The following is a 16,260-nucleotide window of genomic DNA, read 5'->3' as shown; positions in this document are numbered from 1 at the left end:
CGACGGGATACTCGTTCGCTTCGTCGCCGTGGTACCGGAAGTACCCGACGTACCGGAGGTGCCAGAGGTACCGGAAGTGCCCGACGTACCGGAGGTGCCCGAGGTGCCGGAAGTCCCCGACGTACCAGAGGTACCCGAAGTAGTCCCCGACGTGCCGGAAGTCCCCGAGCTGCCCGAACTACCCGACGTCCCCGAACTACCGGAAGTCCCCGAAGTCCCCGAACTGCCGCCCGTCCCGGACGTGCTCGGCTTGATCGTCGGCGGCGTCGTCGGTCCATCGACCGAGCCGCAGCCGTACAGCGCGAGCAGTGACGAGACGGCCATCGTTACCGTCGTCTTCTTGAAGAATTTGTGCATGTTGGCCTCGACATTGGAAGTGTGTCCAAGCCTCCTCTGCAAATTCCGCGCCACGAAAGGTTTCGCGAAACGGTGTCGCGCTTTGTTGCGGAAATCGGGAATATCGACGCGATTTAAACGGAGTAATGGCGGTTTCCCGCGACGGGCACGTACGGTGCGCGGGCCGGTCCGTCGCAATGTTCCCGTCAGCCGACGTAACGCGTGGCGCGATGTTACGTAGCGTCCGACATAGCGGGACACGGGCGGCCGCGAACCGAGGGCCGCGTCTTTGACGAAACGCGCGGGGCCCGGGAACATGACCGGACAACGCCCGCTGCCGGCGAAGCCGAAGCGGCCACGACTTCAACCAGGACACGGACATGAGCGAACAGGACAGGGAATACGGCAAGGCGCGGCGGATCGACGTGATGGGCGAGGCATTCGTCGAGCGCGCGATGCGCGACCTCGACGGATTTTCGCGTCCGTTGCAGAACTGGCTGAACGAACACGCGTGGGGCAGCACGTGGCAGCGGGGCGGGATCGACCTGAAGACGCGCAGCCTGTGTACGTGCGCGATGCTGGCGGCGCTCGGCCGCAGCACGGAACTGAAGGGCCACATTCGCGGCGCGCTCAACAACGGCGCGAGCCTCGTCGAGATCCGCGAGGTGCTGCTGCACAGCGCGCTCTATGCAGGCGCGCCGGCTGCCGTCGAGGCATTCCGCAGCGCGCGCGAGGTGATCTCGGATCTCGGGCTGTCGGTGCCCGACGACGAAGCCTGATTCCGCCCGCGGCGTTGGTTGCCGGGCACGGAATCAGGCGTTGCCGTGCGGTCGCGGCTTACGCGATGCGTACCGTCGGCGCGGCTTCCTCGGCCGGTGCTGCGGCGACCTCGAGCAGCCAGTCGGCCGTCGCATCGGGAATCGTGACCGGCAGCATGTGGCCGCCCTCGACGACCTTCAGCCGCACGCGCGCCGACTTCTTCGCGAGCGCGTCGCCGTGCTCGCGCCAGTTCAGGATCGGATCGGCGCGGCCGTACAGCACGTCGACCGGCAGCGCGAGATCCGCGTAGCGGCGCTCCATCGCGGGCAGGTCGGCGGGTGCCGACAGCAGGTCCGTCGCCGTCGCGTAGAACACGTGCGGGCGCATCCCGAGCAGGCCGCCGCCCTTGACCGGGAAGTCGCGCGGCACATCTTCCGGCGCGAACACCTGGCGCACGGCCTTGCGGCCGGTCAGGATCGTGAGCGGGATCGCGAAGGTCCACGACACGAAGCGGCGCACGAGCGGCGACGGCAGCATCAGCGGCCGGAACGGTGCGGGCGGCTCGGTTTGCTCGTGCGACAGCGGCGCGATCAGCGCGAGCCGGCTCACGCGGTCCGCATGGTTGAGCCCGACCGCCAGCGCGATCGCGCCGCCGAGCGAATGGCCGACCAGCACGGGCTTGTCGAGGTGCAGCGCGTCGATGAACGCGGCGACCGTGCGGGCCTGCGCGTACACGTTCGCCTGCGAGCTCGCGCCGCGCAGCGAGCGGCCTGCGCCCGGCCGGTCGATGAGGATCACGCGATGCTGCTGCGCGAGCCGCGTGAGCGGCAGGTACGCGAAGTTGCGCCAATTCCCCGCGAGCCCGTGAACGAACACGATCGGCGGGCCGTTGCCGTATTCGACGTAATGGATGCGGTCGCCGCCGATGTCGACGAAGCGGCCTTCGGGCGGAAACGCGCGCGTCACGCGCCGGGCCACGTAAGCGGTGAACAGCGCGAGCGCGGCGAGTACCGCGACGACGCCGAGCAGTACGTTCTGGATCAGATGGAGCACGGGGGTCATGTCGGCCTCAACGGGTTTCGAGTGCGGGTTCGGCGACCTGCGTGGTGGTGGCCGGGCCGGCTTTCGCGCGGCGTTCGAAATGCATCGCCGAATCGGCGAGCGCGCTGAATTTCAGCGAGGCGAGATCGCGCACGTAGTTCTGGTGGAATTTCCACGGCTTGTGACGGCCTTGTTTCGGCAGGATGCCGGCCGCGCGCTGGATGTAGCCCGAGCTCAGGTTGACGGCCGGCACGTCGCCGAGTTCGCCGGCACCGAGCCGCGGCACGCACGTGTCGTAGTCGTTCGCGCGCATGTGGTTGAGCAGCCGGCACACGTAGCGCGCGATCAGCTCGGCCTTCAGCGTCCACGACGCGTTCGTGTAGCCGAACGACGACGCGAGGTTCGGCACGTCGCTGTACATCATCCCCTTGTACGACACGGTCTCCGGCAGGTCGACCACGCGGCCGTCGACCGTGACGCGCGCACCGCCGAGCATCTTCACCTTCAGCCCGGTCGCGGTGACGATCACGTCCGCGTCGAGCTGCTGGCCGCTCTTCAGCTTGAGTCCGGTCGGCGTGAAGCGCTCGATCTCGTCGGTGACGATCGACGCGCGGCCCGCGCGGATCGACTTGAACAGGTCGCCGTTCGGCACGAGGCACACGCGCTGGTCCCACGGCATGTAGCGCGGCGTCAGGTGCTTCGCGACGTCGAAGTCGGGGCCGAGCTGCTTGCTGGCCGCGCGGATGATGAACTTCTTCGTCTGGTCGGGCTTGCGGCGCGACACGTTGTACAGGTAGATCGTCAGCAGTACGTTCTTCACGCGCACGAGCCGGTGCGCGAGCCGCGACGGCAGCACGCGGCGCAATGCATTCGCGATCTTGTCGCGCGCGGGCAGCGACACGATGTAGGTCGGCGAGCGCTGCAGCATCGTCACGTGCTGCGCATCGGCCGCCATCGACGGCACGAGCGTGACGGCCGTCGCGCCGCTGCCGATCACGACGACGCGCCGGTTCGCGTACGACAGGTCCTTCGGCCAGTGCTGCGGATGCACGAGCTTGCCTTCGAACGTCTCCATGCCGGGCCAGTCGGGCCGGTAGCCGGCATCGTAGTCGTAGTAGCCGCTGCACATGAACAGGAAGCGGCAGGTGTAGACGAGCGTGTCGGTCGCGCCGTCCTGCGTGCGCTCGATGCGTACCGTCCAGCGTGCGCGGTTCGAATCCCAGTCGGCCGCGACGACCTTCTGCCCGTAGCGGATCGTCTTGTCGATGCCATGCGCGCGCGCGGTGTCTCGGATGTAGTCGAGAATCGTCTGGCCGTCGGAGATCGCCTTGTCGCTGTGCCACGGGCGGAAGCTGTAGCCGAGCGTGAACATGTCGGAATCCGAACGGACGCCCGGATAGCGGAACAGGTCCCAGGTGCCGCCGATCGCGTCGCGCGCTTCGACGATCGCCACGCTCGCATGCGGGCAGCGCTGCTTCAGGTGATACGCGGCGCCGATGCCGGACAGGCCGGCGCCGACGATCAGCACGTCGAGGTCGCGATTGTCGCGATTATCGCCGCTGTCGCGGCGGGCGGCGGGGGCGGGCGGCGCATCGCGCCGGTCGGTCGTCGTCGAGGTCATGCGGGTTCCTTGGCGGGCGTGGTCGGGCGCGCGGCCGGGGTGTGCGCGCGGTCGAGGTTGCGTGCGCGGGCGCGGCGCACGTGGCGCAGCATCAGCCACTGGTAGCCGGCGCCGAGCAGGCGCGCGATCCGGTCGAGCCGGCGCGCGTCGGCGCCGACGAGCACGCGGCGCGCATTGCGCTCGACGCCCGCGAGGATTTGCCGCGCGGCGTCGTCGGCCGTCGTCGCGTTGATCAGCCGGTTCGCCTGGCGGCGGTGGGTTGCTTCGTCCTGGCCCGTCAGCGCGTGGATGCTGGTGTCGACGCGGCCCGCGTCGACGATGCCGGTCGCGACGCCGCCCGGATGCACGCAGGTCGCGCTCACCGGCGCGCCGTCGAGTTCGAGTTCCATCCGCAGCGCCTCGGTGAAGCCGCGCACCGCGAACTTGGTGGCGTTGTATGCGCTTTGCGTCGGCATCGCGATGAGGCCGAACAGGCTCGACGTGTTGACGATGTGACCGTCGCCCGACGCGCGCAGGTGCGGCAGGAACGCCTGCGTGCCGTGCACGACGCCCCAGAAGTTGATGCCGACGATCCATTCGAGATCGGCGAGGCGCGCGGTCTCGGCGCTGGCGGCCAGCGACACGCCTGCGTTGTTGAAGATCAGGTTGACCTTGCCGTGCTCGGCGCGCACGAAATCGGCCCATGCGAACACCGCGTCGCGGTCGGCGACGTCGAGTCGCCGCGTGCTCACGTGCACGCCGTGCTGCGCGCACGCGGCCGCCGTGCCGGCGAGCCCGGTTTCGTTGACGTCGGCGAGCGCGACCTCGCAGCCGCGCCGCGCGAGCTCGACCGCGAGGCTGCGGCCCATGCCCGAACCGGCGCCCGTGATCGCGGCGACCTTCCCGGAAAACCCCTTCATCCGTCGTTCCTCCCGTTCCGCTTGCGCTGCACCGGCGGCGCGCCTATTGTGGTGTTTGTCGTCACCACTTTAGTTTTCGGGTGTCCTGATGTCAAATAGCGGAATGGAGAAAGCACTCGAAACGGAAAAAAGGGGCCGGTCGTATGGCGGCGTGGCGCCCGAGGTACGGGCTGCCGAGCGGCGCGACGCGCTGATCCGCGCGGCGACGCGCGTGTTCGGCACGGTGGGTTTTCGCAAGGCGACCGTGCGGTCGATCTGCCAGGAAGCGAAGCTGAACGATCGCTATTTCTACGCGGCGTTCGACAGCACCGAGGATTTGCTGCGCTGCACCTACCTGCACCACGCGCAGCAACTGCATGACGCGGTCGCGCAGGCGGTCGCCGCGCGCGGCGGCGATCTGCGCGAGAGCGTCGACGCGGGGCTCGCCGCGTTCTTCGCATTCCTGCGCGACCCGTGCGCGGCGCGCGTGCTGCTGCTCGAGGTGATGGGCGTGAGCGCGGATACCGACATGACGTACCAGCGCATGCTGATCGATTTCGGCAAGCTGATCATGGCGATCGGCGCGCCGCATGAAGCGGCGACGCCCGCGGAGCGCACCGAGCAGCGGCTGATCGGGCTAGCGCTCGTCGGCGCGATGACGAACGTCGGCGCGGCGTGGCTGCTGACCGAATATCGCGATCCGGAGGCGCAGATGATCTCCAGTTGCAGGAAGGTGTTGCTGGGGACGTTGGGAACGGGCAGGTAGCTGGCGCCGGAAACTGTGGCTCGGGCATGAATCCGTCGAAACGACTCAGGCATATTTGCACGCGCATCGAGCCATGAAGGGGGGCAACGCCTGCGTCTCGATGTTCTGCCGATCGTCGAGCGGCGTGGCAGCGCTACATCCGATGGAAAGAGACATCATGATGCCCAGCGTCATCATCAAGGATCTGTCCATGCTTCGACCTCACTGAATACGTTTCGCCAAGCTGCAACTGCTAAAAACAACTTTGCACGACGCGTCTTCACACAGGCCTATCACGGATTTCTCCGCCTCTGGCCGAGTCAGGCTAGTTGCAACGCTATAGTGAGTATCGGCCTTCGCTACCGCCACGCACCTGTTGGAGTAAGCGGAGACCAATTCGCACTTCCTGGAGCCCAGGTCGAGACAATTTTTCATGGCGATCTGCTCCGCCTCGGATCGGCTTGCTTTGTCATGCGACGCGCCAATGTTGTGGGTTTCCTGGGCGTCCAACGCGACCGCGCCCCAACGCTCGATATAAGTGACGTTGAGCGGTGCGCCCGGTATGGCCTGATTCCCCGGCTGGCCATAACCAGGGATAGGGCGGCAAGAGGTCGTTTCTTGCCCACCTTGTGGAACCGTGCCAGGAGGACAGCCGCCCTCTGCATAGGCGTGAGTACAGAATGAGAATGCAGTGACCATGAAAGCCAAGGCGAGTTTGCTTTTCATCGGAGTATCGACCTCAAGAAGTCACCGGGACGTGTCGGTGAGGGGAGATGACGTAGGGTAGAAAACGCGATCGGCCTTTCAATGCGCCGCACCGGCACTCTGCGGGTAGCGGCTGTCCGTCAGGCAGGCGTGCAGCCAGGCGGTATCTTCGGCGCCAAGCTCGACTTCGGCATCCAGCTTGGGCAGCGCCTTGGGCGCCAGCGCGGGGCGGCCCGGGTGAAGATTCCAGCCTGCGCTCGCTTTGCGCGCCTCGTCCACGGTGTCCGGGCACGGGCTGCCGCCTTCTGAACCGTCGCCGCATGCCGCCACGGTTTCCAGCCGGCCCTGAACGACGTTGCCCACCAGGCGTGTCTGGTAGTAGCCGCCGCTCGCCCAGTCATCCATCAACGTGCAGACCCGGTCTCGGTTCTGGTAGCGGCGTGCGCTGAAGCAGCCGTAGTTCAGTTCCTGACCGCCCGGCAGGAAATCGCATCCTGTCTCGAAACCTGCGAATGCCCCACCCGTGAATTGCGCCAGGAACTTGCGCTGCTGCAGCGCCGTTTCCAGCAAGCGCGGCGTGGCGCGGTTGGCCTTGCCGGGCTCGCTCAGTGTCTCGGTGCGCTGACGGATCGCTTTGAGCAGACTCGCGCGTAGGGCCTTGCCGTTCGGCGCGCCGGCGAAATCCTGTGGATTCGCGAAACGCTGGTCACGCGCTTCGATCCAGCGCTTCTGGCCGCGGACGAGCATCGCGCGCAGATCTGCGTCGTTGCCGGCCTGCTGCATGACAATCGCGTAGGCTTTACCCATCTCGGCATCGGCGGCCTTGAGCTTCTCGTCGGCGCAGATCGTACGTTCGACAGGATTGCTGGCCTTTTTGCAGTCGATCGCGTGGGCAGCGGCGGTGCTGGCAAGCAGCGCGATGCAGGCGGCGTATCTGAGGAGGGCTTTCATGTTGGCTTCCGGGCTCGTTCCGTGAGTCAGGGTGCGGGATGCAAAAAAGTCGGGGTTGTGTCATGACGATTCATGTTTACGCGCGTAACTGTGCGGACCCGTCACGGCGATGTCATGTCGAAAATGCCGCTTGGCGGCGTCGTGCGAAAGAGCGCGCGATGGGTGAATCCAACAGCGTCGTCGACGGGCGAGCCATGCGTGTGAGACTCGGGCTTACTTCAAAAAAATATTAAGCAACGGAAATAAATCAGCGGTTGTCTCGCTGCACGTATCTCCTGATTCTGCGGAATTCTAGTCAAAGTAGATAGACTGGTATACATTGGCTGGGCGCTGTGTGGATTCGACGGTTGACAGACATATCAGTGACATCTTCGTAAGCCGATCGCTGGAGCTGGACCTCGCTAATACGAGGTGGATGCGCTTCGCGATTGGGATTTCGCGCGCCGGTTGATGGCGATGCAGTCGCCGAAATGCGCGAATCGAACGACTGGCGAGTCAACGAACATTGAGCCGTGAACAGAATGCGATTGCGTGCCGTTCGGCCTGTGACCTTCCTCAACGCATCTTATTGCGCTGTAGCGCCCCGACATCACCTATGAACGTCATCCGACTGCTTGTCCTGCTGACGCTGCTTGGCGTTGCATCGCTCAGTCACGCTCAAGTCGCCTGCCCCCCGGGCTGGATTCCCTACAGCGCGAGTGACTGCGGTCCAGATAACCGACAGCAAGGTACTAACGGGGTTCAGCCTCAACGCCAAATTCGCTGGGCCTCGCGTTGGGGTGCGGTTGTATCCAGTCAAGGTGCGTTCGGCATCGTGTCCGACATGCCGGATAAAGACAGCGCGATTTCTGCCGCGCAGCGGGAATGCCAGGCCCGCGGAGGTGTGAACTGTTCCGTCAACAACGTGTACGCGAATTCATGTGTCGCGGTCATGGCCAACGGGCAGATCATCTGGACGGAAAATGCAGGCACGTCGGAAGAGGCGAGCAGTATGGGCATGAAGAATTGCGCTTCAAAAGGGGCGGCGAAATGTTGGGTTTACTACGCCGGATGTAGTTTGCCCCAGCGACTGGAATAACACGAAAAGCGCTAGACGCGTTACAGAGAACATGCGATCCAAAATCCTTTCAATCGCTTGCCTGGTCAGTATCAGTATCACCGCGCACGCCCAGGTGGCATGTCCGTCAGGCTGGATTCCCTATAGCGCGACGTCTTGTGGCCCGGCCCCCCGCGCGCAGGCGGCACCCACACAGCAGGCGCCCACGTTCAGTTTGGCGACGACGTGGGGAGCGATCGCGACCGATGGTGTAAAGGGCGTACTCGGCACGGCCGTCGGCGGGGAAAGCGAACGCGGAGCCGCGCGCACGGCGATGGCAGATTGCCAGGCCAAGGGAGGGGCTACCTGCAAAGTTCAGTTGACCTACTCCAACGGCTGCGGAGCCATGATCGTTGGAAGCAAAGGATTCAGTACGGCCGGTGCTGGCACCAAGGAAGAAGCCATACAGAAAGGCATGGCGATCTGCCAGACGGATGGCGATACCGCGTGCCGTCTCTATTACACCGATTGCAGCCTGCCAAAAAGCGCTCACTAGCGGGCAATTGCCGACCCGGAGCTGGCGCTCGGGCATATGCGGGAACCTCAAAACATGAAGCACTTCAACACCCGCCTTCTCCTGTTGAGCGTTGCGACGTCGTTTGCATCGTCCGTTTCCGCGAGCGGCCATTTGCCGCCGGTGGATATGCCGCCGCAATCGTTCGCCAGCTTCGACGCGTGCGTGGAGCATCTTCGTCAGTTGTACGCGGACGACCTGGCCGGCGCGAAACAGGGCCCTCAACAGATCGAGGGCGGCGCGACGCGCGAGGCCGTTGTCGATACCAAGGGCGTCGTAACCAACGAACGCGATGAAGCGCATTACGACGCCGAATTGGGTTGGTCGATTCGCAAGCCCGGCGGTGATGCCGTCGGCAATCGCTGGATCCAGACGAACTACAACTTCGAGCGCTGGAGCCGGACCTGTCGGGGCGCTTCGTTGACCGGCACAATGGAAAGCGGCTTCACGTCACCGTCGGTCGAGCCGTTACGTTAGGGTGTCGGCCCTTCCAAATAGGCATCTACGGCGTTTCACTTGAATGTGTATCGTGGCCGGTGTCGAAGTCGTTGCTCATGAGAAGACCCATGCAGGCGTATTGAGCGCCGCTCTCCGCGTTTCTTCGTTTTTCCGCTACTTCGACCGTGAGCGCCTTGTCGTAGGCGCCGCCGGCATCTCCCCCAGCCTCCCCTTCATCGCCTCGACAAACGCCCGCACCTTCGGCGACGGCAGCCGCGTCGACGGATACACCGCATGAATCCCGGCCGGCGCCGTATGCCAGCCCGGCAGCAGCCGCACGAGCCGGCCGGTCGCGACGTCGTCCGCGGTCGAGAAATCCGTCAGCAGCCCGAAGCCACCGCCCGCGAGCACGATCGCGCGGCACGCGGTCGCGGTGTTCGACACGACCGGCGCGACGCAGCGCACCGACGCGCGGCCGCCCCGCGCGTTGTCGAGCTCGAGCGTATGCGGGCGCGGCAGCGACGACAGCATCACGTACGGCAGCGCGGCGAGCGCATCGGGATCGCGCGGCAGCCCGTGTCGCGCGACGAACGCCGGGCTCGCGACCAGCCATTTCTCGTAGGTGCCGAGCTGCACCGCGCGATAGTTCGAATCGGCGAGGCGGCCGATGCGGATCGCGACGTCGAGGTTGTCCGCGACGAGATCGACGACGCGGTCGTTCGCGACCAGTTCGACGGCAAGCGCCGGATGCCGGTCGCGCAGCGCGACGACGGCCGGCGCGACGACCAGCGCGCCATAGTCGATCGGCACGCTCACGCGCAGCGTGCCGCGCAGCGGCCCGGCGTCGGACGACACCGCGTCGAGCGCGGCTTCGGTGGCGCGCACGATGTCGCGGCACGCGTCGTAGAACACACGGCCGGCATCGGTCACGCTCAGCCGCCGCGTCGTGCGCACCAGCAGGTTCGCGCCGACCTCGGATTCGAGGCGCTGCATGTGCGTGCTGACGACCGTCTTCGCGAGGCCGAGCCGCTCGGCGGCGGCCGTCAGCGAGCCGGCGTCGACCACCGCGACGAAGATCGCCAGCCGGTTCAGGTTCACGTCGCGCAGATCGGCCATCGTCGATTGTCCTATGAAAGCGGAGAATGTTTCCGCGATTATCCGTCTTCTGGCGACGAACGGCGAGCGCTACGCTGGAGCCGTTCGTCGCCGACTCCCGGCGGCGCGAGATTCCGGAGTGTTTTCCATGTCTGCCGCCAGCAAGCCCGCCTCGCCGATCCGCGTCTATTCGTTCCTGCTCTCGGGGCACGCGCATCGCGTCCGGTTGTTCCTGTCGCTGCTCGGCCTGCCGTCCGAGATCGTCGACGTCGATCTCGCGGCCGGCGCGCAGCGCGAACCGGCGTTCCTCGCGCTCAATCCGCTCGGGCAGGTGCCGGTGATCGACGACGGCGGCACCGTGATCGCCGATTCGAACGCAATCCTCGTGTACCTCGCGAAGCGCTACGGCGATGCGCACTGGCTGCCCGACGATCCGGCCGGCGCGGCCGTGGTGCAGCGCTGGCTGTCGTATGCGGCCGGCCCGATCGCGTCGGGGCCGGCCGCCGCCCGGCTCGTGACCGTGTTCGGCGCGCCGCTCGACCCGGAGGCAGCCAAGCGCACGGCCGCGAAGGTGCTCGACGTGATCGATCGCGAGCTGGCCGGCAAGCCGTTCGCGGCCGGCGCGCAGCCGACCATCGCGGACATCGCCGCGTACACCTACATCGCGCACGCCCCGGAAGGCGGCGTGTCGCTCGAGCCGTATCCGCACGTGCGCGCCTGGCTGGCGCGTGTCGAGGCGCTGCCGGGCTTCGTCGGCATGCCGGCGACGCGCGCGGGCCTGCTCGCCGCGTAACGCCCACCGAAGCCGCGCCTGTTCAGGGAGAACGCGATGAACGCGCCGACCGCCGTCGTACCGGGTTGGGAACTCGACACCGCGCCGTTTCACGCGGGCGAACTCGCCGTGCAGCAGCGCGCGGGCGTGACGGAGGCCGCGGGCGCGGCCGGCCGGCGCGGGATCCGGCGCTTCATGCCGGACCAGCACCGCGCTTTCTTCGCGCAACTGCCGTTCTTCGTGCTCGGCGGCGTCGATGCGCACGGCCAGCCGTGGGCGACGCTGCGCGCCGGCGAGCCGGGTTTCGTCACGTCGCCGGACGCCCGCACGCTGCGCATCGCGGCGCGGCCGCTGCCGGGCGACCCGCTGGCCGGCGCCTGGCAGCCGGGCGCGGCGCTCGGCGGGCTCGGGATCGAATTCGATACGCGGCGGCGCAATCGCGTGAACGGCGTCGTACGCGCGGTCGACGGCGACGCGCTGACGATCGCGGTCGAGCAGAGCTTCGGCAACTGCGCGAAGTACATCCAGGGTCGCAAGCCCGCTTTCGTGGCACGTGAAGTCGATCCCTCGGTCGCGCCCGACGTGTCGGACGCATTGAGCGACGCCGATCGTGCGCTCCTCGCGCAGGCCGATACGTTCTTCGTCGCGAGCGCGAACACGTCGGCGGACGCGGGCGCGGCGCGCGGCGCGGACGTGTCGCATCGCGGCGGGATGCCGGGCTTCGTGCGCGTCGACGATACACACACGCTGACGACGCCGGATTTCAGCGGCAACCGCTTCTTCAACACGCTCGGCAACCTGCAGCACGATCCGCGCGCGGGGCTGCTGTTCATCGATTTCGACAGCGGCGACCTGCTGGTTGTGGCCGCGCGTGCGGAAATCGTCTGGGACGGGCCGCTCGTCGCGTCGTTAGACGGCGCGCAGCGTGTCGTGCGGTTCCATGTGCGGGAAGTGCGGCGCCTGCGCGCGGTACTGCCGTTCCGGTGGTCCGAGGTCGAGCGCGCGCCGCAGTTCGCGGCGATGGCGGCGCGCGCGGGCGCTGCGGCGACGGTGGCGCCTGCGCCGGTGTCGTCCGTATCCGCACCCGCCTCGGCCCCCGCATGGCGGCCGTTGCGTATCGCGAAGATCGTCGACGAAGCGCGCGCGATTCGCTCGCTTCATTTCGAACCGGCGGATGGCGGCGCGCTGCCCGCGTACGAAGCCGGGCAGCACCTGACGTTGCGCGTCGCGCTGCCGGGCAGCGATGCGCCGTCGATTCGCAGCTACACGCTGTCCGATGCGCCGGGCGGCACCGATTACCGGATCACGGTGAAGCGCGAAGGGCGAGTATCGGCGTGGCTGCACGATCACGCGCGGGCAGGCATGACGCTCGACGCGCAGATGCCGCGCGGCCGCTTCACGTTCGACGTCGAGAGCCCGCGCCCGGCCGTGCTCGTGTCGGCCGGCATCGGCATCACGCCAATGGTCGCGATGCTGCGCCGCGCGCTGGCCGACGACAAGCGGTCACGCCGCGTCGTGTTCGTGCACGGCGCACGTGAAGCGGCTGACCGGCCGTTCGCGACGGAACTGACGCGCATCGCGGCCGCCGATCCACGCCTGTCGCTTCACTGGTTCGACAGTCATCCTGACGAAGGCTCGGCCGCACGGGCCGGCCGCATCGACATCGCCCAGCTGAAGCGGATCCTGCCGTTCGACGACTACGACTTCTACCTGTGCGGGCCTGCGGCGTTCATGCGCGACCTGTACGACGGGCTGCGTGCGCTGAACGTGCCGGACGAACGCATCCGCTTCGAGGCGTTCGGGCCGTCGAGCGTCGCGCGCGGCGCGACCCGCGCGTCCGTGACGCCGCCGGCGGCGAGCGTGCCGGTCGTGTTCCGGCGCACGGCGCGCGAAGCCGCATGGACGCCGGCCGACGGCCCGCTGCTCGAATTCGCCGAGGGGCAGGGCATTGCGGTGCCGTCCGAATGCCGCTCCGGCTCGTGCGGCACGTGCGCGACGCGCGTGCTGTCCGGTGCGGTCGACTATGAGCAAACGCCCGACGCACCGGTCGAACCGGGCTGTGCGCTGCTGTGCGTCGCGCGGCCCGCGACGGGCGCCGTGGAGCCGCTCGTGCTCGATCGCTGACGGACCCTGCGACATGCCGCCGCAGACGGCCTGCTGCGCCAAAAGCGCGCGCAACTGCTTCTTTTTTCGAATGCCGTCCGGATCGACGATAGCGTCAACCGATTCGATGAAAGGAGCCCATCATGAAACTGCTCGCCATGGTTCGCCTGGTCCTGTGGAGTTTCTTCGGCGTGCGCAACAGCAAGGCGCATGCGACCGATCTCGCGAATACCAACTTCACGTTGCTGCCGTTCGTCGCAATCCTGCTGGCGGTGCTGGTCGGCGCGGTGATCTACGGCGTCGTGCATCTCGTCGTCGATCCGACCGTGACGATGCAGGGATTCTGAGCGGCAGGTGAACCGGTGGCGGCCGTCATGCCCGCGCCGGTTTTCGTTCGCTCGACCGGCGCACGACTGCACCGGTTGTCGAGGTCGCCGCGCACGACGCGCATCGCGATCACATCGCCGCCGCTGTCGCACGACCCGAAGCGTATTTCCCCCGTCCCGCCGTTCCCGCCTCCCGTTCCATCCGATTCCACGGCCCTCCGTCCCGCAAGGGGTAAAATGCGCGCCACGCCGCGTTGTCGCGCGCGACGGGCAGGCCGCCGTTCCAACGAACGGCCGGCGCAAGCGCCCGCCGCCTGCGCCGGGGCGTTCGAAGCGTCCCCCGCATGATACGACCGCGCGATGCCGCCGGCCGCCCGCCCGCTCCCGACGAACCCGTCGGCCGCTGCGTCGGTGCCCGGTACGTCACCTGAATCCGATGTCCCATCCTGCGTCTTCCTGACCGACCGGCATGCGTGCATGCCGTACCGTCCGATTCGTCTGATGAATGTCGTGTCGTTGCATGCGTCCGGTCGTGGTGCGGATTTCGTCGGCGGGTGCACGCTTCGCAGCTTCGTAACGTGTTTCGACAGGGTCGAGTGGCGAGTTTTCCATCCAGAACAATGACGGTGAATAGAACAACAGCGACATCCGCACGGCGGCGTCGCACGAAGGTCGGGCTCGGAGTCGGCCTCGGCATCACGCTTTTCGCGGCGCAGGCCGCCGCGGCACCGGGCGACGCGCCCGTACCGGCGGCCGACGCGGCCGGCACCGCGACGCTGCCCGCGATCACGGTGAGCGGCGAGCGCGGCAGCACGCTGCGCGCGCGCGAAGCGTCGGTCGCAGGGCTAGACGACGCGCCGCTGCGCGACACGCCGGCGTCGGTGAACGTCATCACGCGCGCGCTGATCGACGACCAGCAGGCGAAGCGCCTGAGCGATGTCGTGCGCAACGACGCGTCGGTCGTCAACGACTATGCGCCGGTCGGCTATTTCGAAGGCTTTGCGATCCGCGGCTTTCCGGTCGATCTCGCGAGCGCGATCCGCATCGACGGGATGACGGTGTCCGGCGAGCAGAACGTGCCGCTGGAGAACAAGGAGCGCGTCGAGATCCTGAAGGGGCTCGCGGGCATCGACAGCGGCGTCGTCGCGCCGGGCGGCGTGATCAACTTCGTGACCAAGCGCTCCGCCAACGTCGCGAGCGTGACGGGCGGCGTCGACAGCCGCGGCTCGACGTCGGCGGCCGTCGATCTCGGCCGCCGCTTCGGCCCCGACCATCAGTTCGGTTTCCGGATCAATGCCGCGAAGGAGAACATGCACTCCTACATCGACGGCACGAACGGGCGGCGCACGTTCGGTTCGATCGCCGCCGACTGGGACATCAGCCCGCGCGCGAGCCTGCAGCTCAACGCCGAATTCCAGCAGTGGATCCAGCGCTCGGCGCCCGGCTACCAGTTGCTCGGCGGCACCGTCGTGCCGTCGGTCAAGACGACGTCGAAGGCGCTCGGCACGCAGCCGTGGGCGAAGCCGGTGACGACCGATGCGCTGAACCTGAACGCGCGTTTCGACTATCAGTTCAACGACGACTGGAAGGCCTACATCGCCGCCGGCCGCAGCCGCACGATGATCGACGACAACAGCGCGTTCGCGTACGGTTGCTCGTACGCGGCGAGCTGCACGGCCGGCGCGACGTCGCCGTTCTTCTTCGGCGCGAACGGCGACTACGACGTCTACGATTTCCGCAGCCCCGGCGAATACCGGCGCAACGACGACCTGCGCGCCGTCACGACCGGCAAGTTCGCGACGGGGCCGCTGCGGCACGAGCTGACGCTCGGCGTGAGCGTGCAGCGCCGCGTCGTGCACATGGCGACCGCCGTGTACGACTATGTCGGCAGCGAGAACATCTACGGACCCGACGTCGCGTTTGCACCGTCGCCGAACACGCCCGGGCCGTCGTATCCGCAGCTCGATTCGTGGCAGTACGGCGTGTTCGGGCTCGACCGCATCAGCCTCGGCGAACACTGGCAGGTGCTCGCGGGCGGCAAGGAAGTGCTGCTGCGCCAGCGCAGCTGGAGCAGCCTCGACGGCGACACGACGCACACCGATCGCTCGGTGTTCCTGCCGCAGGTCGCGCTCGTCTACAAGCCGGTGAACGTGCTGTCGCTGTATGCGTCGTACAGCAAGGCGCTGTCGCTCGGCGACCAGGCGCCCGTGCGTGCAACCAATGCGTATGCGTTCCTGCCGCCGGTCGAATCGCACCAGATCGAAGTCGGCGCGAAATACGACTGGCTTGACCGGTTGAGCCTCACGGCCGCCGTGTTCTCGATCAGCAAGCCGTTCCAGTTCGCCGACCCCGACCCGTCGGGCACGTCCTACACGTTCGTGCAGCGCGGCACCCAGCGCCACCAGGGGATCGAGCTCGGCGCGGCCGGGCGCGTGACCGAGCGGCTGGGGCTGACGGCCAGCGTCGCGGCGATTCGCGCTCGCGCGGTCGACTCGGGTTCGCCGGCATATGAAGGGCACCAGATCATCAACGTGCCGGCGCTGCGTGCGTCGCTGTATGCGGACTACGCGGTGCCGGGCGTCGCGGGCCTGAACGTGCTCGGCGGCGTCGAGTACAGCGCGGCGCGCAACGCGAACGAAGAAGGCACCGCACGCGTGCCGTCGTGGTTCGTGTTCAACCTCGGCGCGCGCTATACGACGAAGATCGGCGGCCATCGCACGGTGCTGCGCGTGTCGGTCGACAACCTGTTCAACAAGTTCTACTGGCGCGACGCGGGCGAGCAGCAGGGCGATGCGTACCTGTTCCCCGGTGCGCCGCGCACCGCGCGTGTATCGTTGACCTATGATTTCTGATCGTCGGGACCCGGCCGCGTGACGCGCG

The 16,260-nt window shown here is 67.3% G+C and carries 16 protein-coding genes and 1 pseudogene; 10 read left to right on the top strand and 7 right to left on the bottom strand.

Going from position 1 to position 16,260, the window contains the following annotated elements; genetic code table 11:
- Nucleotides 1-577 (top strand): annotated as a pseudogene (locus tag U5798_RS30010) (highly repetitive protein); the annotation flags it as partial.
- Nucleotides 578-716: 139 nt separating this feature from the next.
- Entirely contained in the window at nt 717-1,115 is a 399-nt protein-coding gene (locus tag U5798_RS30005; protein WP_059521626.1) for a carboxymuconolactone decarboxylase family protein, read from the top strand.
- Nucleotides 1,116-1,173: 58 nt separating this feature from the next.
- Here U5798_RS30005 and U5798_RS30000 read toward each other — a convergent pair whose 3' ends face one another.
- From U5798_RS30000 to U5798_RS29990, 3 genes are read right to left on the bottom strand one after another with little or no spacing between them, the layout of a single operon-like run.
- Nucleotides 1,174-2,157, bottom strand: a complete 984-nt coding sequence (locus U5798_RS30000; protein ID WP_322084080.1) for an alpha/beta hydrolase — start codon at nt 2,155-2,157, stop codon at nt 1,174-1,176.
- Nucleotides 2,158-2,164: 7 nt separating this feature from the next.
- A complete protein-coding gene (locus U5798_RS29995) occupies nt 2,165-3,757 on the bottom strand; it encodes a flavin-containing monooxygenase (protein WP_124455819.1) in 1,593 nt (530 codons plus the stop codon).
- On the bottom strand, nt 3,754-4,656 hold the full coding sequence (locus U5798_RS29990; RefSeq protein WP_322084079.1) for an SDR family NAD(P)-dependent oxidoreductase: 903 nt from the start codon (nt 4,654-4,656) through the stop codon (nt 3,754-3,756). The genes U5798_RS29995 and U5798_RS29990 overlap by 4 nt, the downstream gene beginning before the upstream one ends.
- Before the next feature lie 88 nt (nt 4,657-4,744).
- Here U5798_RS29990 and U5798_RS29985 point away from each other — a divergent pair, with 88 nt between their 5' ends.
- Nucleotides 4,745-5,401: a TetR/AcrR family transcriptional regulator gene (locus U5798_RS29985; RefSeq protein WP_124455821.1), complete on the top strand. Its 657-nt coding sequence runs from the start codon at nt 4,745-4,747 to the stop codon at nt 5,399-5,401.
- A 45-nt stretch (nt 5,402-5,446) separates the two neighbouring features.
- Here the strand turns inward: U5798_RS29985 and U5798_RS29980 are convergent, their stop codons facing one another.
- From U5798_RS29980 to U5798_RS29970, 3 genes are all read right to left on the bottom strand, one after another.
- Nucleotides 5,447-5,581 carry a hypothetical protein gene (locus U5798_RS29980; protein WP_260434975.1) on the bottom strand — a complete coding sequence of 45 codons (135 nt, stop codon included), beginning with the start codon at nt 5,579-5,581 and terminating at the stop codon, nt 5,447-5,449.
- A gap of 21 nt (nt 5,582-5,602) precedes the next feature.
- A complete protein-coding gene (locus U5798_RS29975) occupies nt 5,603-6,106 on the bottom strand; it encodes a DUF4189 domain-containing protein (RefSeq protein ID WP_322084078.1) in 504 nt (167 codons plus the stop codon).
- 78 nt (nt 6,107-6,184) lie between these two features.
- Complete coding sequence (locus U5798_RS29970; RefSeq protein WP_124455823.1) at nt 6,185-7,036, bottom strand: lysozyme inhibitor LprI family protein; 852 nt, start codon at nt 7,034-7,036, stop codon at nt 6,185-6,187.
- A 595-nt stretch (nt 7,037-7,631) separates the two neighbouring features.
- Here U5798_RS29970 and U5798_RS29965 point away from each other — a divergent pair.
- From U5798_RS29965 to U5798_RS29955, 3 genes are read left to right on the top strand one after another with little or no spacing between them, the layout of a single operon-like run.
- Nucleotides 7,632-8,114 carry a DUF4189 domain-containing protein gene (locus U5798_RS29965; RefSeq protein WP_124455824.1) on the top strand — a complete coding sequence of 161 codons (483 nt, stop codon included), beginning with the start codon at nt 7,632-7,634 and terminating at the stop codon, nt 8,112-8,114.
- A gap of 31 nt (nt 8,115-8,145) precedes the next feature.
- Nucleotides 8,146-8,628: a DUF4189 domain-containing protein gene (locus U5798_RS29960; RefSeq protein WP_124455825.1), complete on the top strand. Its 483-nt coding sequence runs from the start codon at nt 8,146-8,148 to the stop codon at nt 8,626-8,628.
- 54 nt (nt 8,629-8,682) lie between these two features.
- Nucleotides 8,683-9,123, top strand: a complete 441-nt coding sequence (locus tag U5798_RS29955) for a hypothetical protein (RefSeq protein WP_124455826.1) — start codon at nt 8,683-8,685, stop codon at nt 9,121-9,123.
- A 135-nt stretch (nt 9,124-9,258) separates the two neighbouring features.
- On the opposite strand, the gene U5798_RS29950 is transcribed toward U5798_RS29955, so the two are convergent.
- Entirely contained in the window at nt 9,259-10,200 is a 942-nt protein-coding gene (locus U5798_RS29950) for a LysR family transcriptional regulator (protein ID WP_322084077.1), read from the bottom strand.
- Between the two features lie 127 nt (nt 10,201-10,327).
- Here U5798_RS29950 and U5798_RS29945 point away from each other — a divergent pair, with 127 nt between their 5' ends.
- The 4 genes from U5798_RS29945 (at nt 10,328) to U5798_RS29930 (ending at nt 16,232) form a co-directional block, all read left to right on the top strand.
- Nucleotides 10,328-10,972: a glutathione S-transferase gene (locus tag U5798_RS29945; protein WP_322084076.1), complete on the top strand. Its 645-nt coding sequence runs from the start codon at nt 10,328-10,330 to the stop codon at nt 10,970-10,972.
- A 36-nt stretch (nt 10,973-11,008) separates the two neighbouring features.
- On the top strand, nt 11,009-13,075 hold the full coding sequence (locus tag U5798_RS29940; protein WP_322084075.1) for a pyridoxamine 5'-phosphate oxidase family protein: 2,067 nt from the start codon (nt 11,009-11,011) through the stop codon (nt 13,073-13,075).
- A 122-nt stretch (nt 13,076-13,197) separates the two neighbouring features.
- Nucleotides 13,198-13,401, top strand: a complete 204-nt coding sequence (locus U5798_RS29935; RefSeq protein ID WP_124455830.1) for a DUF2970 domain-containing protein — start codon at nt 13,198-13,200, stop codon at nt 13,399-13,401.
- A 599-nt stretch (nt 13,402-14,000) separates the two neighbouring features.
- Nucleotides 14,001-16,232, top strand: coding sequence for a TonB-dependent siderophore receptor (locus U5798_RS29930; protein ID WP_322084074.1), 2,232 nt, complete (start codon nt 14,001-14,003; stop codon nt 16,230-16,232).
- Nucleotides 16,233-16,260 lie beyond the last annotated feature (28 nt).

It is taken from the genome of Burkholderia sp. BCC1972 (assembly GCF_905339605.1).
Taxonomy (GTDB): domain Bacteria; phylum Pseudomonadota; class Gammaproteobacteria; order Burkholderiales; family Burkholderiaceae; genus Burkholderia.
Note: the sequence above shows the minus strand (reverse complement) of the source record. Positions and strands in the feature narration are given on the sequence as shown.